Source organism: Nocardia colli, assembly GCF_008704205.1.
In the GTDB taxonomy this organism is placed as follows: Bacteria; Actinomycetota; Actinomycetes; order Mycobacteriales; family Mycobacteriaceae; genus Nocardia; species Nocardia colli.
Map to the genome: position 1 here is coordinate 17,072 of NZ_VXLC01000002.1, position 22,955 is coordinate 40,026.

A 22,955-nucleotide genomic window follows, 5' to 3' on the forward strand; every position below is an offset into this window, starting at 1 on the left:
GGGTGGCTTCCGACGAGATCGGCTTCGCAGCACCCATCCCCGTCCTGCGCATGTTCGACGTCGCGCGGGCATACGAGTTCTATCGCGACTACCTGGGTTTCACCGTCGACTGGGAGCACCGGTTCGGCGACGACTTCCCGCTGTACGCGCAGGTCTCCCGGGGCGCGGCGGAACTACACCTCAGCGAGCACCACGGTGACGGGACCCCGGGCACAGTCGTGTGGTTGGCCGTCGCCGACGTCAAGGCGTGGTACGCCGAGCTGACGAAGAAGGAATACCGCTACGCCAAACCGGGGCCGCCCGAGGCCGGCCCGGGCGGACTCGGCTTCGAGCTGATCGATCCGTCCGGCAACACCCTGCGCTTCGCCCAGCCCGAGTAGGACCTGTGGCGGTGACCGGCGGCACGCAGTTACCGTTGGTGCTGTGGACAGCACGCACGTCGCACCGGAACCGGCGGCGCACCAGCAATCAGCGCCCCCGACCAGGCAGGGTCTGCGTGGCGTAGGAGTTCCGCTGCTGGTGGCCGGCGTGGGCATCGGGATCGGCGTGCTGCTGCACGTACGCGACCCGCACGTCGAAGGCTCCTACGGTGTCTGCCCGGTCTACGCGCTGACCGGATTCTGGTGCCCCGGCTGCGGCGGCATGCGGGCGATCCACAACCTGACCGACGGCCACCTGCTGGATTCGTTGCACAGCAACCTGCTTGCGGTTCCGCTGGTGCTCGCGTTCGTCCTGTGGATAACCGACTGGACCCTGCGCGCCTGGCGCGGTCAGCGGATGCGCCTGCCGTCGATCAGCCGCGCCACGATGTGGACCTTCTTCGCGCTGCTGACCGTCTACACCGTGCTGCGCAACACCCCGTGGGGAACCTGGCTCGCCCCGGTGTGATCAGGCCCGGCGTGCCGAGACGATTCCGCCGCCGCGAACCGGGCAAGCTGCACCCATGAGCGATTCCTTGAAGGACCGGGTCCGCGCGAAGCTACTGCGCCAGCTCGCGGAGGATGGTGTGCCGGACACCGAACACGACGACACCCGTCAGCTCTCGGTCGAATCCGATCTCGAGGCGCTCAACAGCGTCCCCGACGACGACCCCCTCGTCGAAGAACTCGCGTCGCGCTACCTGGTGTTCTGACCTACGCCGCGGACGGCGGGAGTTGCGGCAGCGGCTTGCCGACCAGCCAGCTGTCCCACAGCGGCCGCAACGGAATCCGGCTGTAATGCCCGGCCAGATCGGTGAACTCCTCGGTACTCACCGAGCCGTGCCGGTAGCGAATCGTCCACTCCCGCAACAGATCGTAGAAACCCAGATCGCCCAGCTCCAGGCGCAACGCGTGCAACGTGAGCGCACCGCGCTTGTACACCCGATCGTCGAACATGTGCTGCGGGCCCGGGTCGCCGACCGCGATGTCCTGCGGCTGCCTGGACAGATTGTGCCGGGCCGCGCGGGCCAGCTGATCGGCCGTCGGCCCGCCCGCCTCCTCGGACCAGATCCACTCGGCGTAACAGGCGAAGCCCTCGTGTAGCCAGATGTCGCGCCACTGCCGGATGGTCAGGCTGTTGCCGAACCACTGGTGTGCCAGCTCGTGCGCGACCAGTCGTTCGGCGCCGCGCCTGCCGTCGCAGTGGTTGGCGCCGAAGATGGAGATGCCCTGCGCCTCGATCGGGATCTCCAGCTCGTCGTCGGTGACGACCACGGTGTAGCCCTCGAACGGGTACGGCCCGAACCGCTCGCTGAAGACCTCCATCATCTGCGGCTGCCGGGCGAAGTCGTGTTCGAAGTTGGCGCGCAACCGGACCGGGGCCACGGCGTGCATGGGCACCGAGTTGGCCGGGGACACGATGCGGTGCTTCTGATACGGCCCGATCTGGATGGTCGCCAGATAGGTCGCCATCGGTTCGGCCTGTTCGTACACCCAGGTGGTCTGGCTGGCCTTGACCTGCTTGCGCAGCAGTGTGCCGTTGGCCAGCGCGTAGTACGGACTGTCGGTGGTGATCGAAATCCGGTAGCTGGCTTTGGAACTCGGATGGTCGTCGCACGGGAACCAGGACGCCGCGCCGTTCGGCTGGCTGGCCACCAGCGCGCCCTCGGTGAGTTCCTCCCAGCCGACCGCGCCCCACGGTCCGCGCACCGGGCGCGGGATGCCGCCGTACTGCACGACCAGCGAGAGCACGCCGCCCGCCGGAATCCGCTGCTGTGGGGTGATCACCAATTTGCCGCGCTGGTGGGTGTATTTCGCGGCCTTGGCGCCGTTGACGAACACCTTGGCCACGGTGAGCGCCTGGGACAGATCGAGCGCGAAGCGCGGCTGCACGGCGGTGGTCACCGCGGTGATCTCGGCGCGACCGGCCAGCCGGTTGCCGGTGACCTTGTAGGTGAGGTCGAGCTCGTACCGCGATACCCGGTAGCCCCGATTTCCGTTCTGCGGCAGGTATTCGTCGATCGGCGCTTCGTAGAACTTCCCCGGCATCAGCGGGCCGCTCCCGGGTCGCCTCCGAACCAAGGCGCGATCGGGTTGCCCCACCAGCGAGTGGACGGGGGAACGGTGTCGCCGCGCATCACCAGCGAGGCGGGGCCGATGGTCGCGCCCTCGCCGATGGTCGAGGCGGGCAGGGCGACGCAGTGCGGGCCGAGGGTGGCGCCGGCCCCGAGGGTGACCGTGTCCATGGACATGATGCGGTCGTGGAACAGATGGGTCTGCACGACGCAGCCGCGTTCCACGGTCGCGCCGTCACCGAGTGTCACCAGGTCCGCCTCCGGTAGCCAATAGGACTCGCACCATACCCCGCGGCCGATCTTGGCACCGAGTCCGCGAAGCCACAGGTTCAGCACCGGAGTACCCGTCGCGGCGCGCGCGAACCACGGCGCGGCAACGGTTTCCACGAAGGTGTCGGAGACCTCGTTGCGCCAGACGAACGAGCTCCACAGCGGATGTTCCTCGGCGCCGATCCGGCCGACCAGCAGCCACTTCGCGGCCACCGAGCTCGCGCCCGCGATCGCGCCGGCGGCCAGCAGCACCACACCGCTGAGCAGCGCGGCGGGCAGGTGACCGAGGCTCTGCGCGAGCCAGGCGAGGGTGAACAGCACACCCAGCCCGATGGCGAAGGTGACCAGCACCGGGAACAGGCGGCAGGTCTCGACGACGGCGCGGGCGATCCGCAGCTTCGGCGGCGGATCGAAAGTGCGTGCGGTGTCCGAGCTTTCCGGCGCGCGGCGCAATCGGACCGGCGGGCTGCCCAGCCAGGACGAGCCCGCCTTGGACTTGGACGGCGCGGCCGAAAGGACCGCGACCAGACCGTTTTTCGGCACCCGGCGACCGGGCGCGGTCATGCCCGAGTTGCCGAGGAACGCGCGCTTGCCGACCTTCGCCTCGCCGATGCGCAGCCAGCCGCCGCCGAGTTCGTAGCTGGCGATCATGGTGTCGTCGGCCAGGAACGCGCCGTCGGCCACGGTGGTGAACTTGGGCAGCAGCAGCACGGTCGACGCCTCGACGCCCTGGCCGATCTTCGCGCCGAGCAGGCGCAGCCAGATCGGCGTCAGCAGGCTCGCGTACAGCGGGAACAGGAAGGTGCGCGCGGAATCGAGCAGGCGCTCGGTGGACCAGACCTGCCATCCCGTCCGGCTGCGCACGGGGTGATAACCCTCGCGCAACCGGAAGCTGAGCAGCCGCACCAGGATGATGGTGATCGCCGCGTAGACCGCGAGACTGAGCAGCGTCGCGACCGGCAGGATCGCGAACGCGCGGCCCAAACCGCCCGCGAGCGTGCGGGTATCGCGGATGAACCAGGCGATGAACAGCCCGCCCGCGCCGAGCCCGAGGATGGGCACCGCGGCCAGCGCCATCGAGGTGACGCCGAAGATCGCCACCCAGTGCGCCGCCCGGTCGGGCGTGTGCCCGGGCCAGCGGTGCTGTGCCTTACCGATTTTCGCGGCGGGCGAGCCCGCCCACTCCTGCTCGGCCTTGACCTTGCCTGCGACCGCGGAGCCGGGGGCGACCTCGGCGTTCTTGCCGATCCTGGTGCCGGGCAACAGGATCGAGCGGGAGCCGACCACCGCGCCCGGTCCGACGGTGACCGGGCCGATGTGCACGACGTCGCCGTCGATCCAGTAACCGGACAGGTCCACCTCGGGTTCCACGCTGCACCCGTCGCCCAGTTCGAGCATGCCGGTCACCGGCGGCAGCGTGTGCAGGTCGACGCCCTTGCCGATCTTCGCGCCGAGCGCCCGGGCGAACGGCACCATCCACGGTGCGCCGGAAAGGTTTTCGGCACCGCTGGCCTCGGACAGGCGCACCGCGGCCCACAGCCGCAGGTGCACCGCGCCGCCGCGCGGATACCGGCCGGGTTCGACCCCGCGCAGCAGCACCCGGGCACCGGCCACGCAGATCGCCATCCGGCCGGGCGGGGAGATGAAGAGCAGGAACGCCGCCAGGGTCCACCACCAGGACAGGTGCGGCAGCCACGGCAGCGAGCCGGACCAGCCCGCGACATTGCCGACGATCGCCAGCCAGGTGAGCCATTGCAGGCCGGTGAGCGTGGTGAGCGGGATGGTGGCGAGGACCTGCGTCCACTGTGCGCGTCGCGGCGTCGGTTGTACGACGCGTTCCTCGACGGCGACGGCCGGTGTGCTCTGCTCCAGCAGTTCCACCAGCGCGCCGAGGCGGGGATGGTCGTAGAGGTCGGCGACGGTGATCTGCGGATAACGCGCACGCAGCGCGGTGACCATCTGGGCCGCCGAGAGCGAGCCGCCGCCCAGGTCGAAGAAGTCGGCGTCGAGATCGGTGACCTCGCCGCCAAGCACCGAATCCCACAGCTGCGCAACCCATTGCGCGGTGCCGGTGAGATCGTTGTCGTTGTCGTCCTCGGTGCTGTTCGGCAGCGGCCACGGCAGCGCGTTGCGGTCGACCTTGCCCGAGGTGCGGGTGGGCAGTTCGTCGACGATCGCGAGCCGGGGGACCAGCGGGGACGGAAGTTGTTCGGCGAGTTGGGCTCTGGCCGCCTTGGTATCGAAGTCGGGGCCCGGTCCGGTGAGGTAGCCGACCAGGATCTTGTTGCCCGCCTTGGTCGTTCGGATCGCGGCGGCCGCGCCGGTGACGCCGGGCAGGTGTTGCAGCGCGTTGTCGATCTCGCCGAGTTCGATGCGGCGGCCGCCGAGCTTGATCTGGTCGTCGGCGCGGCCGAGGAACACCAGGCCGGCGCTGTCGTTGCGGACCAGATCGCCGCTGCGATAGGCGCGCTCCCAGCCGACCGAGGGCAGCGGCGCGTACTTCTCCGCGTCCTTCGCCGGATCGAGGTAGCGGGCCAGGCCGACGCCGCCGATCACCAGTTCGCCGGATTCGCCCTCGCCCACCGGGTTTCCGGCCGCGTCGATCACCACCAGGTCCCAGCCGTCGAGCGGCAGGCCGATCCGGATCGGCCAGGAGCCGTCCAGCAGCGCGGCGCAGGCGACGACCGTTGCCTCGGTGGGGCCGTAGGTATTCCAGACCTCGCGATCCGTATCCCCGTTTCCGGCAAGGCGTTCCGCGAGTTCCGGCGGCACCGCCTCACCGCCGAAGATCAGCAGCCGGACCGCGTCCAGCGCCTCGGCGGGCCAGGTCGCGGCCAGCGTCGGCACGGTGGACACGATGCTGATCTCCCGGCGGACCAGCCAGGGGCCGAGGTCGGCGCCGGTGCGCACCAGGTCACGCGGGGCGGGGACCAGGCAGGCGCCGTTGCGCCAGGCCAGCCACATCTCCTCGCAGGAGGCGTCGAAGGCGACCGAGAGCCCGGCCAGCACCCGGTCGCCCGGGCCGATCGGGGCGTTCGGCAGGAACAGATTGGCCTCGGCGTCCACGAACGCGGCGGCGTTGCGATGAGTCACCGCAACACCTTTCGGCGTTCCGGTGGAGCCGGAGGTGAAGATGATCCAGGCGTCGTCGGCGGGGGTCGGCAGCGTACTCTTGCTCGCGTCGGCCGGGTTGTCCGCGGTGGCCCGGATGCCCGCCGGTGTCGTCTCGATGCCCGCGCCGGTGACGATCGCGGTGACCTGCGCCTCGCCGAAGACCAGCTGGGCTCGTTCGTCCGGGTCGTCGGCGTCGACCGGCACATACGCCGCGCCCGCGTACAGGACGGCGAGGATGGTCAGGTAGAGCTCCCGCGAGCCGGACGGCATCCGCACGCCGACCCGGTCGCCCGGCCGCACGCCCGCGTTGGCGAGCCGGGCCATGGTCTTCTCGATCTCGACGACGAGTTCGAGGTAGCTGAGCACCACCTGGCCGTCGTCGATGGCGGGGGCGTCGGGGTGGGTCAGCGCGGTCGCGGTCAGGATGTCGACGAGGGTCCGGGCCGGTGGCGTGTGCGCGGTCCGGAGCAGGGGATCAACCGTCGCATCAACCTGTGGTTGGAGCATGACGCCCTGCCCACCTCCCATTCGACCTGCCTCGCACTTCCCTGATGTTGTTTGTGTCATAGCTGGGTTACCAGTTGGCAAACACTGTGGTGACCAGTTGTCCACGGTACTCGGGGTTGTCGACGTTTGTTGTTCACCGGCGCGGTTGCCTACGGCTCGACGGCAGGCCGGGTTGTTGCAGGTCGTGGCGATTTCTGCCGGGCACGCCGAAGCAATGCCTGGTGGACGGGCCGCGCGGCGGGTTCGCCGGGCGGTCGCTGCGCCGGTCCGGTCAGCGCGGTGTGATTCCCCACATGAGCTTGGTGATCTTGCAGCTCAGGGCGTTTCGGGGCGGATCGGCTCAGGCCGCGGAGGCGGCGGTGCCGAGGCCGAGGGTGGCCAGGATGGCGGCGCTGATCTGTTCGAGCCGATCCCGGAGCTTCGGGCGGCGCAGCAGCGCGACCGCGCGGGAGGCCGCCAGGGCCAGGAGCACCATCGCTACCGCGGCGATCGACGATTCGACCGCGCCGAGCGCGAGCGTGTTGGCGAAGGTGACCTCGGTCAGGAACTGGGGCAGCACGGCGAGGTAGAACAGGCCGACCTTCGGGTTGAACATGCACGAGACGACGCCCGCGGTGAACGCCGAGCGAACCGAGGTGCGGGTGCCGCGCGCGGCGGCCGGCAGGTCCTCGGCGGCGCCGGATTCCCGGGCCGCCCGGCGCTGCCGCCGCTGATCGAGCAGCGCGCGAATACCCAAGTACACCAAGTAGATTCCGCCGATCAGCTTCAGCATGCGGTACGCGGTGGCGGACTGCTCCAGCAGCGCGGCGACACCCGCGGCGACCACCACCGCCCACAGGATCCCGCCCAGCGCCGACCCGATCGCGGCGGCGATCCCCGGTCGCGCGTCCACCAGCGAGAACCGCAGCACGAGGAACGAATCCGGCCCCGGCGTCAGCGCCAGCAGGACGCACAGGCCGATGAAGCTGATCAGCAGCGAAAGTGACACCCCACGAATGTGAACCCATGCCGGGCGAATTGGCAACGGCTTTATCGACCGCCGACACACGCGACGAAGTCATGGTTGACAGCGCGGGGGACCGTCTGCCAATCTCGGTTCAGGTCATGAGTACCAGCGTTCAGCCCCGGCTTGCTGGTCGGCAACCCTCCTCCGCGGTGGGGTGCTCCGGGTGACGACCAGGCCGACGCCCGACCGGGTGCGGCAAGCGCGGACTCGACGAATCTCTTGATCCCGGGTCCCAGAGCCGACGGGAATTCGTGATGACTGCTGTTGTGACCCAGGACTGTGCCCCCCTCGCCCGGGTTTCCGGTGACGACCTCCAGGTGCCGCTGGTCCAGGGGGGGACCACCGCCTACGCCAACTTCGACTACGCCGCGAGCGCGCCGGCCCTGGCCCAGGTCACCGACCGGATTCAGCAGCTGCTGCCGTTCTACGCGAGCGTCCACCGCGGCGCCGGCTACGCCTCGCGGATCTCCACCGAGTGCTACGAGGCCGCCCGCGGTTCGGTGACGCGCTTCCTCGACGCGGCCGACGACCAGGTCGTCGTGTTCACCCGCAACACCACCGACTCGCTGAACCTGCTCGCGTCCTGCGTGCCCGGCGACACCGTGGTGCTCGACATCGAGCATCACGCCAACTTCCTGCCCTGGACCAGGCACGGCCGCCGCGTCGTGCAGGCCGCGGCGACGGTCGAGGAGACCATCGGGCGGCTGGTCGCCGAGCTGTGCAGCAAGCCCGCCGCGCTGCTCGCGGTGACCGGCGCGTCCAATGTCACCGGCGAGGTGCTGCCGCTCGAGCGCCTGGCCACCATCGCGCACCAGTGCGGCGCCCGCATCCTGGTCGACGCGGCTCAGCTCGCGCCGCACCGGCGAATCAGCCTGCGCGACACCGGTATCGACTACCTCGCGTTCTCCGGACACAAGCTGTACGCGCCGTTCGGCGCCGGCGTGCTGGTCGGCCGTCGCGACTGGCTCGACCGCGCGGAGCCGTACCTGGCCGGCGGCGGCGCGGTCCGTGAGGTGACTACCGCCGGGGCCGAGTGGGCGCCCGCGCCGCAGCGGCACGAGGGCGGTTCGCCCAACGTGCTCGGCGCCGCCGCGCTCGCCGCCGCCTGTGACGCGCTCTGTGCGATCGATGCGGAAACCCTCGCCGCCACCGAACATCAGCTCGCCGATCGACTCCGCGCCGGTCTCGCCGCCATCCCCGGCGTCAACCTGCTGCGCATCTGGTCCGACGCCCCCGACACCGTCGGCATCGTCGCCTTCACCCTGGACGGATTCGTCCCCGGCCACGTCGCCGCCTACCTCTCCGCCGAGCACGGCATCGGCGTCCGCGACGGCCGCTTCTGCGCCCACCCCCTGCTCGCCCGCCTCGACCTCGACGGCGCCCTCCGCGCCAGCATCGGCCTCGGCACCACCCCCGCCGACGTAGACCGCCTCGTCCAAGCCATCGCCACCCTCGTCCACACCGGCCCGTCCTGGAACTACGCCACCACCCAAGGCCTCTGGAACCCCACCCCCGAAACCCGCCCCTTCACCTCCGAAGCCCCCACCGGCGCCGCCCCCTGCCTCATCGGCTAGACACCCGGCCGCGGTCGCCCGCCGTCGAAAGTGCTGTTCAGTCGCCGAGTTTGGTGGGGCGGTGGTAGCGGCCGTTGTAGTAGAGGAGAGGGGCGGCGGCGGGGGAATCGTTGGTGTTGTCGTGGACTCGGGTTACCAGGCCGACGACGAGGGTGTGGTCGCCCAAGGGGATCAGTTGGTGAATGGTGGCGCGGAGCCAGATGGGGGTGCCGTGCAGGACGGGCTCGCCGGTGTCGAGGGTGGTCCAGAGGGAGCGGTCGGTGAAGCGGTCGGCGGCGGTGCGGGCGAAGCGCTGGGCCAGGTCGTGCTGGTGTTCGCCGAGGAAGTGGATGACGACGGAGTCGGCGTCCAGCAGGGCGGTGAGGCTGGATGAGGTGTGCGCGATGTTGAACGAGACCAGCGGCGGGGCCAGCGACAGGGACGCGAACGAGGTCGCGGTGAAACCGATCGGGCCGTTCGGGGAGTTCAGTGTGACGACGGTGACGCCGGCCGGGTAGTGGCGCATGGACGCGCGGAATTGCTCGGCGGTGATCCCGCTCAGATCATCGGGGATCTGGAAATCCGTGGCGGGCCGTTCTGCTTCGGTCACCAGTCCAAAACTACGCTCCGCCGCCTCTCCGCGTATTCAGGCCAGATCTAGGTGCATCGACAGCGGCGTCGGCGACCGGCGGAGATATTGGTGTCGAGTTAGCCCGTGCCCGGGGAGTTACCCATGTTCTTGCGAGATCAGTCGACGTCTATCGGGAGACCTGCCGTGATCCGGACCAGCTCGTGAAATGACGTGCGGAAGACGGTGTTCGGGTGCCCGCCCGCGGCCCATACCTCGCGATGGTTGGACAGGGCGGTGTCCACCCAGGTGGGGAGGTTGGTGGGGTGGCCGACCGGGGCTACGCCGCCGAGCGGTTGGCCGGTGACCTCGCGGATCATGTCGGCGGGGGCGTGGGTGAGGGTGCCTTCGAGGCGTTTGCCGGTGGACTCCAGGTCTACCTCGTGGGCGCCGGAGACCAGCAGCAGCACCGGGTCCTCGTCCAGCAGGAACACCACGGAGCTGGTGATGGCGCCCACTTCGACACCGAGGGTTCGGGCGGCATCCGCGACGGTGGGGGTTGGTGCCGGCTGGGTCACGATGACACCGTGATGGCCTCGGGCGATGAGGGTGTCCGCGACTCGGCAGGCGATCGGTGGCAATGTCGACCTGCGCATGCCACCAGAGTAGAGCGATTGCGGATGGTGCGCCGGGCTACTCGGCGAATGCGTCAGTATTCCGGGTAACCCTCACTCGGCCCGAGCATCTGCGCGATGCGCGTCCGCGTGATCTGCGCCAGCTCGGTCACGCTGCCGCCCGAGACCTGTTCGTGCACAACCGCTTCGAGCGCCCGATCCAGATCGCCCTGGGACAGCGCGAGCAACTCGACATCGGCCGTGGCCAGCAGCGCGTCCCGATCCGAATACGGCCGGGCGTCGGCGAGCACGGCGGCCCAGGTGACATTGGCGCAGCAGGCGAAGAGCGCGTGAATCGCACGGGCCCGGGAGATTTCGTTGAACCGGTCGAGGCCGATTCCTTGATACATCAGCATGATCGCCTCCGAATCTATGAACGAGGTTTGCTGACGGTCTCCATGATCCGCTCGCGGACGAGCTGGGACCTAGTGCGCCGCACCGATTTTGCGCAGCGTTTACATGGGGCGCGATTGTGCGTCGCGACGCGAACCCGAACGGGCCGGCCGGGTCTGCACGAAGCGGACGCACCTGGTCCAGGCCTATTTCCGGGATGCGGAGTATCGGCGTCCAGCATCCTCGATACGCTGTAAGAATGACTGATTGGCAGGCGTTCACCGTAGAAACGAAGGACCACGTCGCGCAGGTGACGTTGACCGGTCCCGGCAAGGGCAATGCGATGGGCCCGGATTTCTGGCGGGAGCTGCCGGAGATCTTCCAGGAGCTCGACACCGACGCCGAGGTGCGCGCGATCGTGCTCACCGGTTCGGGCAAGCATTTCTCCTACGGCCTGGATCTGCCGGCCATGGCCGGCACGTTCGGCCCGCTGATGGCCGACCGGGCGCAGGCCGCGCCGCGCACCGAGTTCCTGGTGGAGCTGCGCAAGATGCAGGCCGCGGTGACCGCGGTGGCGGACTGCCGCAAGCCGGTGATCGCGGCGATCTCCGGCTGGTGCATCGGCGGCGGGCTGGACCTGATCGCCGCCGTGGACATCCGCTACGCGAGCGCGGACGCGAAGTTCAGCCTGCGCGAGGCGCGGGTCGCCATCGTCGCCGACATCGGCTCGTTGCAGCGGCTGCCCGGCATCATCGGCGAGGGCCAGCTGCGCGAACTCGCCTACACCGGCAAGGACATCGACGCGGCGCGGGCGGAGAAGATCGGCCTGGTCAGCGACGTGTTCGAGGACCAGGAAGCGGTACTGGACGCGGCACACGCCACGGCACGCGAGATCGCCGTCAATCCGCCGCTGGTGGTACAGGGTGTGAAGGACGTGCTGGATCAGCGGAACAAGGACGAGGTGGCCGCGGGGCTGCGCTACGTGTCCGCGTGGAACTCCGCGTTCCTGCCGTCGGAAGACCTCGCCGAGGCGCTCAAAGCGGTGTTCGAGAAGCGGGCACCGGAGTTCAAGGGCAGGTAAAGCTCGGTATATCACTTGCCCCAGTAGGAGGCTCGTCCGCATACTTGCATCGCGCAACTAATTGATTGATGCAAGCAAAGGTTTGGGTTTGGACGAGCAAACGGTCGACACGATCGCGATGCAGCTTTCCCGATTGCAGCGAATCCGTGACCGCACCGCGGCCCAGATCGGCACGTGGACCAAGGACGGTCTCGATCCCGCGGCATACGGCACGCTGCTCCGGCTGTGCTGTGACGGCCCGATGCGCTCGGGCGCACTGGCCGGTGCGTTGCATTCGGACGCGTCGACGGTGAGCCGCCAGGTGGCACAGCTGGTCGCCAAGGAATTGGTCGAGCGGCAGGCCGACCCGGCGGACGGCCGGGCCACGGTGCTGGTCGTGACGGAACGTGGCCGGACGGTCGCCGAAGAAGTCCGCAGGCGGCGCAACGAGAACCTGTCCCGGGTGATGGCCGAATGGGCGCCGCAATCCCGGGCCGAGTTCGCCGAACTGCTCCGGCAGTTCGTCGACGACTTCGAGCGCACCAGACCCGAGATGATCGCCGCGATGCGCCGCAATTGGGATCAGACCTTTACTGGGACGGAGAACACGTGAGCGAGCTACGCGAGCGAACCGAAGACACAGCCGCCGTAGGCACGACGGAGCCGAGCGTTAGCGAGGCGCAGTCGTGACTACCGCTGAGAAGGTGGAGGCGCCACCCGCGTTCACCCACCGTCAGATTCTGGTGATCCTGAGCGGGCTGATGCTCGGGATGCTGCTCGCAGCGCTGGACCAGACGATCGTGTCCACCGCGATCCGCACCATCGCCGACGACCTGGACGGCTACTCGTTGCAGGCGTGGGCGACCACCGCCTACCTGATCACCGCGACGCTGGCGACGCCGCTGTACGGCAAGTTGTCCGACATGTTCGGCCGCAAGCAGTTCTTCATGCTGGCCATCGCGATCTTCATCGTCGGCTCGCTGCTGTGCACGATGGCCCAGTCGATGTATCAGCTCGCGGCGTTCCGCGCCGTGCAGGGCATCGGCGCCGGCGGCCTGATGTCGCTGGCGCTGACCATCCTCGGCGACATCGTCGGGCCGCGCGAGCGGGCCAAGTACCAGGGTTACTTCCTGGCCGTGTTCGGCACCTCCAGCGTGATCGGCCCGGTCCTGGGCGGCGTGCTGGCCGGGCAGGACACCATCCTCGGGGTCAGCGGCTGGCGCTGGGTGTTCCTGGTGAACGTGCCGATCGGCCTGATCGCGCTCGCGGTGGTGTACCGGGTGCTCAAGCTGCCGAAGCGGCCGCATTCCACCGACCGGGTGGACTGGTGGGGCGTGTTCGTCCTCGCGGTCGGCCTGGTCCCGCTGCTCATCGTGGCCGAGCAGGGGCGCGAATGGGGTTGGGCCAGTGGGCGTTCCATCGCCTGCTACGTGATCGGCGTGCTCGGGGTGATCGGCTTCGTGTTCGTCGAGAAGGCGCTGCGCGACGCCGCGCTGATCCCGCTGCGGATCTTCAAGAACAAGACCTTCGCGCTCGGCGTGGTGATCTCGTTCGTGGTCGGCGCGGGCATGTTCGGCGGCATCTCGCTGCTGCCGCAGTACCTGCAGGTGGTGCGCGGGGCCAGCCCGACAATGGCGGGTCTGCAGATGCTGCCCATGGTGCTCGGCCTGATGACCGGTTCGGTCGTGTCCGGCCAGCTGATCTCGCGGACCGGCCGCTACCGCAGCTTCACCATCATCGGCGCGAGCATGCTGACGCTGGGCCTGTTCCTGCTGCACTTCCTGACCGCCGACACCCCGCTGTGGCTCGCGATGATCTTCATGGCGTGCACCGGTTTCGGGCTCGGCAATCTGATGCAGCCGCTCACCCTGGCGTTGCAGAACGCGTTGCCGCCCAAGGACATGGGCGTGTCCACCGCGGCCGCGACGTTCTTCCGGCAGATCGGCGGCACGCTCGGTGTCGCGGTGTTCCTGTCCATCCTGTTCGCCCAGCTGACCCCGAACATCTCCGACGAGATGCGCAGTGCGGCAGCCGATCCGCAGTTCCAGCACGCGGTGGTCGAGGGTGCGCAGAGCAGCAACCCCGCCGATGCCGCGCTGGCGAAAGGCCTGCTCGCGCAGGACACTTCGGCCGCGGGTTCGGTGCTCAAGGACAGCTCGGTGATCCAGCAGCTGAGCCCGGATCTGGCCCGCCCGTTCAAGGTCGGCTTCGCCGAGTCCATGTCGACGGTGTTCCTGTCCGCGACCGGGATCGCGTTGCTCGCGCTGATCCTGGTGCTGTTCTGGCGGGAGGTGCCGCTGCGCATGGTCAGCGGCATCCAGGCGGCCAAGGACGCGGCCGCCGACGAGTCGAATTCGGTACTCGACGCCGAGGCGCGGGTGGTGGATCAGGCTGGGCTGCTGCTCGGCGGCGGCGAGGCGGTGAGCCCGCCGAACGGCAGCGGCCACCGCGACGGCGCTGCGGGGAGATCGACGGACGGTTCCGGTTCGGCGTGACCGAACCCGGTCCCGCCGCGCCCGGGTCGATGAGGGACTCGGGCGCGGCGGCGACCGTGCGGGCGCACCCGCCTGCCGTTCTGACAGCATGACCAGGGTGATGGTGGCCCTGCGCGCGTTGCGCGATCGATTACGGCACCTGCCTGGTGCGATCGGGTACCTGGCGGTCGGCGCCGCGACGTCGGTGCTCGCCATGTTCGCGGTGATCGGCCTGCTGCTGGTCGCCGCGTTCTGCTTGATCGGCGTGGGGATCCCCGCGCTGCCCGAGGCGGTCCGGTTGGTCCGGCCGCTCGTGGGGTTCGAACGCCGCAGGGCGGCAAAGCGACTCGGTGAGCCGATCATCGAGGCCTATCGGCCGCTGACGGGTGGGCTGCGGCAGCGGGTGACGGCGGTGTTCACCGATCCGGCGAATCGCCGGGATTTCGCCTGGCTGGTCGCGCATACGCTGACCGGAATCTATGTCGGGCTCTTCGCTGTCGCGCTGCCGATCAGCGCACTCGTTCAGTTGGCCACCCCGGTGATTTGGCAGCGTGTTCCGCCGGGCGAGCTGACCAGTTATGGATTCGAGGTCGACTCCTGGCCGCGGGCGGCGTTGAGTTTCCTCATCGGGATCCTGGTCGGCTTACTGGCCTTGCAGATCCCGCTCGTCGCGCGCTGGCAGGCGCTGCTGGCCCGGACCCTGCTCGGACCCGCCGAGGGCACCGTGCTCGCCGACCGGGTCGCCGCGCTGACCGCCACCAGGGCCGCCGCGCTGGACGCGCACGGCGCGGAGCTGCGCCGGATCGAGCGCGACCTGCACGACGGCGCGCAGGCCAGGATCGCGGCGGTGATCATGCAACTCGGCCTGGCCGATCAGCTGCGTGACCAGGATCCCGAGGCGGCGCAGGGGCTGGTGCGCAAGGCGCAGGACACCGCGACGGCCGCGCTCGCCGAACTGCGTGACGTGGTGCGCAACGTGTATCCACCGGTGCTTTCGGATCGAGGCCTGGTGAGCGCCATCTCGGCGATCGCCGCGCGCAGTCCGATCCCGTGTGTGCTCGACTCGAGCGAGATCGGCAGGCGGCCAGCGGCGGTCGAGGCCGCGGCCTATTTCGTCATCACCGAGGCGCTCACCAATGCCACCAAACATTCCGGCGCCGAAGGCCTTTCGCTGACCATCGGCGGCCCGCCGGAACTGCTGCGGATCGAGATCCGCGACGACGGCGTCGGCGGCGCCGTGGAAACCTACGGCGGCGGCCTGGCCGGCATCCGGCGCCGGGCCGAGGCGCTCGACGGCAGCATGGTGCTGACCAGTCCGCCCGGTGGCCCTACTGTGTTGCGGGTGGAGCTGCCGTGCGGGTCATGATCGCCGAGGACGACGCCCTCCTGCGGGAGGGTCTCGTGCTCTTGCTGAGCACCGCGGGCATCGAGGTGGTCGCCGCGGTGGACAACGCGGACGATTTCCTCGCCGCGGTGACCGCGGACCGGCCGGACGCGGTGGTCGTCGACATCCGATTGCCGCCGACGTTCACCGACGACGGTTTGCGCGCGGCGGTCCGCGCCCGCAAGATCCATCCCGGCCTGCCGGTGCTGGTGCTGTCGTCCTGGGTGGAGGACAGCTACGCCGCCGAACTGCTCGGTGACGGCGCGGGCGGGGTGGGCTATCTGCTCAAGGAGCGGGTCGGCAAGGTCGATCGCTTCCTCGATTCGCTGCGCCGGGTCGCCGCGGGCGGCACCGCGATGGACCCCGAGGTGATCTCGCAGCTGCTGGTGCGGCGCAAGTCCGACGATCCGCTGGCGGCATTGACCGCGCGCGAACGCGAGGTGCTCGCCCTGATGGCGGAGGGGCACAACAACGCGACCATCGCCGAGCGGATGGTGGTCAGCGAAGGCGCTGTGCACAAACACATTCGGAGCATCTTCGCCAAGCTCGGACTGTCCACCGAGGATGTCGGGCACCGCCGGGTGCTGGCCGTACTCGCCTATCTGAACGCGTGAAGGCCTGAACCCGTTGGGGCTCAGGCCTTCACGCCGGGTCTAGTCCGCCTGGCAGGTGAGGTCGGCGGCGGGCAGCGTGCCGTCGCGGAAGTAGGTGTTCACCGCCGCGTAGGTGCAGGAGTTCTGGTAGCGCCCGAAGATCCAGTGGATCGGGACATCCTGCAACGTGACCATGCGCGACGCGCTCAGGTCGTGGTGCATGGCGACCGCGCCCGCGTAGGCGGTCCGGGTGTCACCGGTGGACTGCACGATCAGGGCGGGTACCGAATTCCGCACCACGGTGGCGGGTTCGGCGGGCGGGGCCCAGAACGCGCACGGGGTGATGTTATTGCTGAACGCGCCGAACACCGGTTGCGCGGCCCGCGCGGCTTCGATGTTGCGCCAATAGAATCCGGGATCGCGCGGGGCGGCCACGTCGCCGCACAGGATCGCCATCTGGGACGAATTGTCTTGCGGCCGTGCCTTCAACGCGTATCCGAGGGTGGCATCCAGGGTCGGGTCGACATCGACCGGCTTGCCGTCGGCGGCATCGGCGATCTTGCGGATCTGCCCGGCCAGCATCTCGTACTGGTTCGGGGCATCCAGCCCGACGAACAGCACCAGCGGTATCCAGTGATCGTCGACCTCGTACTCGCCCAACCGGATCGGCTTGTCCGCGCCCCGGCGAATCAAGTCCTGCACCGCGCCGCGAACCTGGGCCCGGCTGGTGCCGAAATGGTATTCGCCGTCGCGCGCGGCGACCCAGTCCGCCCACAGGTCGAGCGCGGCCTCGTTGGGCGGCCCCATCGCCTGCATCATGCCGACCGTCCCGTAGTTGTCCGGATCGGCCGCGCTGTCCAGCACGATCCGGTCGCTGCGCTCGGGGAACATCTGGGTGAACACCGCGCCCAGGTAGGTGCCATAAGAGGTGCCGTAGAAGTTGATTCGCTCCTCGCCGAAGATGCCGCGGATGACGTCCATGTCGCGCGCGGTGTTGCGGGTGGTGATGTAGGGCAGCCGGGCCGCCTCCGTGGTGGCGCAGCGGGCGGCCAGTTCGCCTTGCATCGCCACGGATTCGGCGAAGCTCGCCGCGTCGACGCCCGCCGATTGCAGGCCGATGCCGCGGGGCCAGCGGCACTGCACGGGGGAGGAGCGGCCGACGCCGCGCGGGTCCATGCCGATCAGGTCGTAGCGGGCCCGCACCTCGGGCGTCATCGCCTTGCTGACGGTGACCATGAAGTCCAGGCCAGCGCCGCCCGGCCCACCCGGGTTGGACAGCATGACGCCGCGCTTCTGCGCGGGATCGGTGGCGGCCAGCCGGGAGATCGCCACGGTGAGGGTGGGGCCTTGCGGCTCAGCGTAATTCAGCGGCACGGTGACATCGGCGCACTGCGCACCCGCCCCGTCCAATTGGGGTTCGCCGCATGCCTTCCAGTCCAGCTGCTGACTGTAGAAGCGGTCCAGCGCGGGCGGTTCCGCCTTCGCGGCGGGCCCCGCGCAGCCGATCAATCCGGCGCCGGCCACCAGGCTGGTGACCGAGGCCAGGACGGCCGTCAGCGCTCGTGTGCGTTTCACTGATGATCCTTCGATGTCGTTCGGCCGCAACCGATATCGGCGCGGTGGGTCAGGCGGAGCAGAGCGCGGCGTCGAGCACCCGGTTGACCGCGTCGGCGGTCTCCTCGGAGGTCGGCAGCTGATTCACGGTGACAGTGACCGCGGTGCCGTCGGCGGTCACGCCGTTGCGCGTCTCGAAGCCGGGAATGCTGCCGCCGTGGCCCCACACCTCTTTGCCGCACGGCGTGGTCCGATGGATGAGCGCGAGACCGTACTCGGCGCCCGGCATCCGATCGAACGGCACGGTGCGCTGCATCTCCGCCAATTGTGCTGGGGCCAGCAGCTTTCCGGTCAGCAACGCGGTGAAGAACCGGTTCAGGTCGGTCGGCGTGGCGACCATGTCGCCGGCCGTGCCGCCCCAGGACGGGTCGAGATCGGTGAAGTCGACCGACTTGCCGCCGAGCAGGTGGTAGCCCTGGGGATGCGAGCCGCGGATGGTCGTTTCGCGCGCCGCCGGCACATAGGTGTCGCGCAGGCCGAGCGGTTCGATGATCCGGCGGCCGATCTCCTCGGCGGCCGGATGCCCGGTCACCCGCTCGATGAGCAGGCCGGCGATCAGGTAGTTGGTGTTGGTGTAGACCGATTTCGCGCCGGGTTCGAAGTTCGGCGGCGCGGTCATCGCCCGGCGGACCAGTTCGGCCATCTCGAAATGCTGCCAGCGCAGCGCCTCGTCGTCCGGGTTCAGCTGCTCGGAATGGTCCTTGACCACGCCGTCCGCGGAGCCGTGCCCGAGGTAGTCCGGCAGGCCGCTGGTGTGCTGCAACAGCTGGCGCACCGAGATCCGATTGCCGTCGTTGCCGCTGCCCTGCACCAGGCCGGGCAGGTAGCGTTCGATCGGCGCGTCCAGCTCGACCTTGCCCTCGGCGACCAGCTGCATGATCACCGTCGCCACGAATGTCTTCGTGTTGCTGCCGATCCGGACGCGACCGTCCTCGGGGAACGGCGCGCGGGTGTCCAGGTTGCCCGCGCCCGCGGTGAAGGTGCGATGGCCACCCTGGCCGTCGATCACCACCTGCACGCCGGGCGTTCCGGTGCGCACCACGTCGTCCATCGCGGTGGCGACCGCAGCCGGTGCCGGCTTCGCCGAATCCTTCGGCGTGGGGTCCGAAGTGTCACCGCCACACGCGGATACGGCGAGTACCGCACCGACCATCGCGGCCGAAAGGACCGCTTTCCCGCAGTTACGGCGAAATGGGTTCATGAGCAGTGATTTCCTCCTGTTCGAGCCGGAAGGCATGGGTGCGTCCCCGACGGTTTCGAGCCTAGGAATCGGCGGCCGTCCGGCCCATGCCACGCGCACCCGAATCCGGGGTAGGGCCTACTGGGGACGGTTGGTGGTGCTAGCACCACCAACCGGCGGTGATTCGCCGAGCGCGGTGGCCGCCGCCCGGAGCGCGTGCAAACATACGGTGACCGGGATCTGTACATCTACAACCGATCTCGACCCATCGAGGGTGGACATCCGGCCTGGTCCGATGTCCGCTCCCGTGCCCTATACCAGCGCCCGATCAGTTAGTTGTCATGAAAACCTCATGAATCCATTGCTTGGATGTCTGAACGACGACGTCGGATCGGCAGTGGCTCATCGGTGACTTCGCGCGGGGCTGGTCGTCGAGACGTCCGACGATTGTCTACGTTCATCGTTGAACGATCGACGGTCAGAGAGAGAGGACCGAATGCTGAAGTTCGCGGTACTCGGCGAGGTGCGTGCGTGGCGCGACGAGCTGGAGCTCGATCTGGGCTCCAAACAGCGCAGAGCCTTGCTGGCGGCCCTGTTGCTGCGCAGCGGACGTTCGGCGACGGTGCCCGAACTGATCGACGGCGTCTGGGGCGAGCATCCGACGCCGAGCGCGATCGGCGCGCTGCGCAACCACATCCTGCACCTGCGCCGGGCGCTGGAGCCGGACCGGCCGACCGGAGCGGCCGCCACGGTGCTGGTCGGGTTCGGCGGCGGCTACGCGCTGCGGCTGGCCCCCGGCGTGGTCGATGTGGAGCAGGTCGAGGACATGCTGCTCGACGTGCAGCCGGAGCGGATCGGCACCGAGCCGGAGCACACGGTCGAGCGGGCCCGCGAACGGCTCGACGCCGCGCTGCGGCTCTGGTCCGGCACGCCGCTGGCCGGGCTGCCCGGCCCCTACGCCGAGCGGCAGCGCACCCAGCTGGTCGAACGGCGAATCGCGTTGCTGGAGCAGCGAATCGAGCTGGACCTGCGCCTGGGCCGCTACCCCGAGGTGATCGCCGAACTGACCCCGCTGTGCGGCGAGCACCCGATGCGTGAGCAGATCCGCGGCCTGCTGATGACCGCGCTGTACCACGCGGGCAGGCAGGCCGAGGCGCTCGCGGTGTACGCCGACACCCGCAAGGTGCTGATCGAACGGCTCGGCATCGAGCCCGGTCAGCAGCTCGCCGAACTGCACCAGCGCATCCTGCGCGCGGATCTTAGGGTGCCCCAGCGCGATACCGACAACGCGGGGGTCAGCGTGCGCCCGCCGCGGCGCACGGTCGGCCGGGTCGCCCAGTTGCCCGCCGACGTCGTCGACTTCACCGGCCGGGCCGACACGGTCCGGCAGATCAGCGAATGGCTCACCCGGGCAGACGGTTTCGCGGTGCCGGTGTGCGTGATCGCCGGCATGGGCGGGATCGGCAAGAGCGCGCTCGCGGTGCACGTCGGGCATCGGGTGCGCGAGCAGTTCCCGGACGGGCAGTTGCACGTCGACATGCGCGGCTTCGCGCAGGCCCGCGGCCCGGCCGGGCAGTCGGGAACCCCGGCCGCGGACACCCTCGGCGATTTCCTGCGCGCCCTGGGCATTCCGGAGGGCGAGATCGCGCCGACGCTGGCCGAGCGCTCGGCCCAGTTCCGCAGCTTCCTCGACGGCAAGCGGATGCTCGTCGTGCTGGACAACGCCCGCGACGTCGATCAGGTCACCCCGCTGATCCCCGGCACGCCCGGCTCCGCGGTGTTGATCACCAGTCGTTCGTCCATGCCCGAATTGCCGTGCGTGGTCGGCATTCTCGGGGTCCGGCTCGATGTGCTGGAGCGGGTGGAGGCGCGCACGCTGCTCGCCGGGATCGCCGGGCTGCGCCGGATCGGCACCGAGTCGGCCGCGGTGGACAGCGTGCTCGACGCGTGCGGCGGGCTGCCGCTCGCCGTCCGGATCATCGGCGCGCGATTGGCGGCCCGGCCCAACTGGAGCGTCGCCAGCCTGGCCGAGCGGCTGGCGGACGAGAAGCAGCGGCTGGGCACGCTGCGCAGCGGCGACCTCGCCGTGGAGGCGGCGTTCCGGCTCAGCTACGACCAGCTCGATTGCGCACAGGCCAGGGCATTCCGGATGCTGGCGGTGCCGGAGGTCGCGGAGATCTCGCTGGACGGCGCGGCCGCGATCCTCGGCTCGGACCGGATCCTGGTCGAGGAACTCTGCGAGTCGCTGGTCGATCTGAACCTGATGGAGACCAGCGCGTCCGGGCGCTACACCTATCACGATCTGCCCCGGCTGTTCGCCCGCGAACTGCACCTCGGCCCGGATGCCGGCGAGCCGGTGTCCGGCGCGCTGGTCCGCCTGCTCGACTTCTATCTCGCCACCATGAAAAACCTGATGGCGGTGTGTAATCCGGGGTCGCGGCTACCGGAACATCTGGGATCAACGGTGGCCGAAGGACTCTCGTTCCGGGACACCATCGCCGCGCAGTACTGGCTCGATGTCGAGCGACCGAACCTGATCTCGCTCTACGAACAGACCGCGCGGGTGGGCGGCGCCGCGCTCGCGCCGGCCGCCGACATCGCCTGGGCCACCGCGGAATTGATCGATGGCGGGCCGCACTGCCAGGAGCTGTCCCGGGCGCTGGACAAGCTGCTCGGCGCGGCCCTGCGGGCGGGTGACCGCCGGGTCGAATGCCGGATCCGGGTGACGCTCGGCGCGATCTACAGCTATTCGCTCGGCACGCTGCGCCAGGGCCGCGATCATCAGCGCATCGCGCTCTCGCTCACCCCCGACTCGGCGGACGACGTGCGGCTGACCGCGTTCGCTGCGCAGCTGCTCGCCTCCTCGACCAGGATGGGCACCGAAACCGCGGCCTCGCTCGGGCACGCCGAACGCGCGATCCGCCTGGCCCGGCGGGTCGAGGATCCGGCGGTCGAATGCGCCAGTCTGGTGCATATGGCCAAAACCCTGTCCGACGCAGGCAAATTCGCCGAGTCCCAGGACCGGGCGACCGAGGCGAAGACGCTGGCCGCGAAGATCGGCAACGCCGCACTGGAGGCGATGGCGACGCACGAGCTGGGCGTGAGCCGCGGCTTCCAGGGCGACCACGCGCAGGCGATCGAGCTGTGCCGCGAGTCGCTGCGACTGGCCCGGCTCAGCGGGGTGGAACTGCGCGAAGGCTGGGCGCTGGCGCGGCTGGCGCACGTGCACATGATGGCCGGGCAGCTGGAACAGGCGGAGCCGATCGCCGAGGCGGCGGTGCGGATGCTCAACCGCGCCATCGGGCCGCTGTCGCGGGCCCGGGTGCTGGTGATGCACGGGCTGATCCTGCAGGCGCTCGGCCGGACCCATCAGGCCTACTGCGTATACCGTTCGGCGGCAGAGGCTTTCGCGCCGATGGAGGACGCGCACTTCACCCACGAACGGCTCGACGGCGAGGTGGAGGCGCCGATCCTCGCGCTGCTCGGGGAACACCTGGACCAGGTGATCGCCGAACGCAATCAGCGGCGCGCCGCCGGATAGCACGCGAAAAGCGGGAAGCCCGAAGGACTTCCCGCTTTCCAGGCCGTACGGCTCAGTGGCCGCCGTTGTCCTTCAGCCGCTGGATCGAGGCGGTGATCTCCGTCTCGGCCTCGGCGCGGCCGACCCACTCCGAGCCCTTGACGTACTTGCCGGGCTCGAGATCCTTATAGCGCTCGAAGAAGTGCTTGATCGCGGCCAGCTCGAACTCGGGCACATCCTTCAGGTCCTGGATGTGGTCCCAGCGCGGGTCGCCGGCCGGCACGCACAGCACCTTGTCGTCGCCGCCTGCCTCGTCGACCATCTTGTACATCGCCACCGGGCGCACCTCGATGAGGCAGCCGGGGAACACCGACTCGGGCAGCAGGACCAGCGCGTCCAGCGGGTCACCGTCCTCGCCGAGGGTGTTCTCGATGTAGCCGTAGTCGGCGGGGTAGACCATGGAGGTGTAGAGGTGCCGGTCGAGCCGGACCCGTCCGGTCTCGTGATCGACCTCGTACTTGTTCCGAGAGCCCTTGGGGATCTCGATGGTGACGTCGAACTCCACGCCATCTCCTTCGGTGCATCTATGAGCATGAGCAGTCACGACTGCC

The 22,955-nt window shown here is 69.5% G+C and carries 19 protein-coding genes and 1 riboswitch; of the genes, 10 read left to right on the forward strand and 9 right to left on the reverse strand.

The features are described from left to right. Positions 1-2 precede the first annotated feature (2 nt). From F3087_RS06750 to F3087_RS06760, 3 genes are read left to right on the forward strand one after another with little or no spacing between them, the layout of a single operon-like run. The gene (locus F3087_RS06750; RefSeq protein WP_150400984.1) at positions 3-380 is read left to right on the forward strand and encodes a glyoxalase superfamily protein; all 378 of its coding nucleotides are present in this window, start codon (positions 3-5) and stop codon (positions 378-380) included. A 43-nt stretch (positions 381-423) separates the two neighbouring features. Then, positions 424-888 carry a DUF2752 domain-containing protein gene (locus F3087_RS06755; protein WP_150400985.1) on the forward strand — a complete coding sequence of 155 codons (465 nt, stop codon included), beginning with the start codon at positions 424-426 and terminating at the stop codon, positions 886-888. 55 nt (positions 889-943) lie between these two features. After that, positions 944-1,132, forward strand: coding sequence for a hypothetical protein (locus F3087_RS06760; RefSeq protein WP_150400986.1), 189 nt, complete (start codon positions 944-946; stop codon positions 1,130-1,132). Between the two features lies 1 nt (position 1,133). On the opposite strand, the gene F3087_RS06765 is transcribed toward F3087_RS06760, so the two are convergent. From F3087_RS06765 to F3087_RS06775, 3 genes are all read right to left on the reverse strand, one after another. Next, complete coding sequence (locus tag F3087_RS06765) at positions 1,134-2,468, reverse strand: M1 family metallopeptidase (RefSeq protein ID WP_150400987.1); 1,335 nt, start codon at positions 2,466-2,468, stop codon at positions 1,134-1,136. Continuing rightward, a complete protein-coding gene (locus tag F3087_RS06770; RefSeq protein ID WP_150400988.1) occupies positions 2,468-6,385 on the reverse strand; it encodes a Pls/PosA family non-ribosomal peptide synthetase in 3,918 nt (1,305 codons plus the stop codon). The genes F3087_RS06765 and F3087_RS06770 overlap by 1 nt, the downstream gene beginning before the upstream one ends. A gap of 340 nt (positions 6,386-6,725) precedes the next feature. Beyond that, positions 6,726-7,373, reverse strand: a complete 648-nt coding sequence (locus F3087_RS06775) for a LysE family translocator (RefSeq protein WP_150400989.1) — start codon at positions 7,371-7,373, stop codon at positions 6,726-6,728. 112 nt (positions 7,374-7,485) lie between these two features. Further along, a riboswitch (SAM riboswitch) is annotated at positions 7,486-7,599 on the forward strand. A gap of 46 nt (positions 7,600-7,645) precedes the next feature. On the opposite strand from F3087_RS06775, the gene F3087_RS06780 reads away from it, so the two are divergent. Continuing rightward, positions 7,646-8,965 (forward strand): aminotransferase class V-fold PLP-dependent enzyme, encoded by a 1,320-nt coding sequence (locus F3087_RS06780; RefSeq protein ID WP_150400990.1) that lies wholly within the window; start codon positions 7,646-7,648, stop codon positions 8,963-8,965. Positions 8,966-9,002: 37 nt separating this feature from the next. Here the strand turns inward: F3087_RS06780 and F3087_RS06785 are convergent, their stop codons facing one another. From F3087_RS06785 to F3087_RS06795, 3 genes are all read right to left on the reverse strand, one after another. Next, on the reverse strand, positions 9,003-9,554 hold the full coding sequence (locus F3087_RS06785; RefSeq protein ID WP_150400991.1) for a flavin reductase family protein: 552 nt from the start codon (positions 9,552-9,554) through the stop codon (positions 9,003-9,005). A 137-nt stretch (positions 9,555-9,691) separates the two neighbouring features. Next, the gene (locus tag F3087_RS06790) at positions 9,692-10,168 is read right to left on the reverse strand and encodes a YbaK/EbsC family protein (protein ID WP_150400992.1); all 477 of its coding nucleotides are present in this window, start codon (positions 10,166-10,168) and stop codon (positions 9,692-9,694) included. Positions 10,169-10,221: 53 nt separating this feature from the next. Then, the gene (locus tag F3087_RS06795) at positions 10,222-10,542 is read right to left on the reverse strand and encodes a 2-oxo-4-hydroxy-4-carboxy-5-ureidoimidazoline decarboxylase (RefSeq protein WP_150400993.1); all 321 of its coding nucleotides are present in this window, start codon (positions 10,540-10,542) and stop codon (positions 10,222-10,224) included. A 236-nt stretch (positions 10,543-10,778) separates the two neighbouring features. Here F3087_RS06795 and F3087_RS06800 point away from each other — a divergent pair, with 236 nt between their 5' ends. The 5 genes from F3087_RS06800 to F3087_RS06820 all read left to right on the forward strand — a co-directional run bounded on the left by F3087_RS06800 (position 10,779) and on the right by F3087_RS06820 (position 16,051). Next, on the forward strand, positions 10,779-11,600 hold the full coding sequence (locus F3087_RS06800; RefSeq protein WP_150400994.1) for a crotonase/enoyl-CoA hydratase family protein: 822 nt from the start codon (positions 10,779-10,781) through the stop codon (positions 11,598-11,600). Positions 11,601-11,688: 88 nt separating this feature from the next. Beyond that, positions 11,689-12,192, forward strand: coding sequence for a MarR family winged helix-turn-helix transcriptional regulator (locus F3087_RS06805; protein ID WP_191093820.1), 504 nt, complete (start codon positions 11,689-11,691; stop codon positions 12,190-12,192). A 73-nt stretch (positions 12,193-12,265) separates the two neighbouring features. Further along, complete coding sequence (locus F3087_RS06810) at positions 12,266-14,074, forward strand: MDR family MFS transporter (RefSeq protein WP_150400995.1); 1,809 nt, start codon at positions 12,266-12,268, stop codon at positions 14,072-14,074. Positions 14,075-14,162: 88 nt separating this feature from the next. Then, a complete protein-coding gene (locus tag F3087_RS06815) occupies positions 14,163-15,419 on the forward strand; it encodes a sensor histidine kinase (RefSeq protein ID WP_223884884.1) in 1,257 nt (418 codons plus the stop codon). Further along, positions 15,407-16,051 carry a response regulator gene (locus tag F3087_RS06820; protein ID WP_150400996.1) on the forward strand — a complete coding sequence of 215 codons (645 nt, stop codon included), beginning with the start codon at positions 15,407-15,409 and terminating at the stop codon, positions 16,049-16,051. Before F3087_RS06815 ends, F3087_RS06820 begins: the two co-directional genes overlap by 13 nt. Positions 16,052-16,090: 39 nt before the next feature. Here F3087_RS06820 and F3087_RS06825 read toward each other — a convergent pair whose 3' ends face one another. Then, positions 16,091-17,605, reverse strand: coding sequence for an alpha/beta fold hydrolase (locus F3087_RS06825; protein ID WP_223884885.1), 1,515 nt, complete (start codon positions 17,603-17,605; stop codon positions 16,091-16,093). A 49-nt stretch (positions 17,606-17,654) separates the two neighbouring features. After that, the gene (locus F3087_RS06830) at positions 17,655-18,845 is read right to left on the reverse strand and encodes a serine hydrolase domain-containing protein (protein WP_223884886.1); all 1,191 of its coding nucleotides are present in this window, start codon (positions 18,843-18,845) and stop codon (positions 17,655-17,657) included. A gap of 475 nt (positions 18,846-19,320) precedes the next feature. On the opposite strand from F3087_RS06830, the gene F3087_RS06835 reads away from it, so the two are divergent. After that, positions 19,321-22,365 carry an AfsR/SARP family transcriptional regulator gene (locus F3087_RS06835; RefSeq protein WP_150400998.1) on the forward strand — a complete coding sequence of 1,015 codons (3,045 nt, stop codon included), beginning with the start codon at positions 19,321-19,323 and terminating at the stop codon, positions 22,363-22,365. A 52-nt stretch (positions 22,366-22,417) separates the two neighbouring features. Here the strand turns inward: F3087_RS06835 and F3087_RS06840 are convergent, their stop codons facing one another. After that, the gene (locus tag F3087_RS06840; protein WP_150400999.1) at positions 22,418-22,909 is read right to left on the reverse strand and encodes an inorganic diphosphatase; all 492 of its coding nucleotides are present in this window, start codon (positions 22,907-22,909) and stop codon (positions 22,418-22,420) included. Positions 22,910-22,955 lie beyond the last annotated feature (46 nt).

Excerpts from the sequence above, each read along its gene's own strand:
- F3087_RS06760 (WP_150400986.1), top strand. The coding sequence starts at position 944 with ATGAGCGATTCCTTGAAGGACCGGGTCCGCGCGAAGCTACTGCGCCAG.
- F3087_RS06765 (WP_150400987.1), bottom strand. The coding sequence starts at position 2,468 with ATGCCGGGGAAGTTCTACGAAGCGCCGATCGACGAATACCTGCCGCAG.
- F3087_RS06770 (WP_150400988.1), bottom strand. The coding sequence starts at position 6,385 with ATGCTCCAACCACAGGTTGATGCGACGGTTGATCCCCTGCTCCGGACC.
- F3087_RS06780 (WP_150400990.1), top strand. The coding sequence starts at position 7,646 with ATGACTGCTGTTGTGACCCAGGACTGTGCCCCCCTCGCCCGGGTTTCC.
- F3087_RS06790 (WP_150400992.1), bottom strand. The coding sequence starts at position 10,168 with ATGCGCAGGTCGACATTGCCACCGATCGCCTGCCGAGTCGCGGACACC.
- F3087_RS06795 (WP_150400993.1), bottom strand. The coding sequence starts at position 10,542 with ATGCTGATGTATCAAGGAATCGGCCTCGACCGGTTCAACGAAATCTCC.
- F3087_RS06800 (WP_150400994.1), top strand. The coding sequence starts at position 10,779 with ATGACTGATTGGCAGGCGTTCACCGTAGAAACGAAGGACCACGTCGCG.
- F3087_RS06815 (WP_223884884.1), top strand. The coding sequence starts at position 14,163 with ATGACCAGGGTGATGGTGGCCCTGCGCGCGTTGCGCGATCGATTACGG.
- F3087_RS06830 (WP_223884886.1), bottom strand. The coding sequence starts at position 18,845 with ATGAACCCATTTCGCCGTAACTGCGGGAAAGCGGTCCTTTCGGCCGCG.
- F3087_RS06835 (WP_150400998.1), top strand. The coding sequence starts at position 19,321 with ATGCTGAAGTTCGCGGTACTCGGCGAGGTGCGTGCGTGGCGCGACGAG.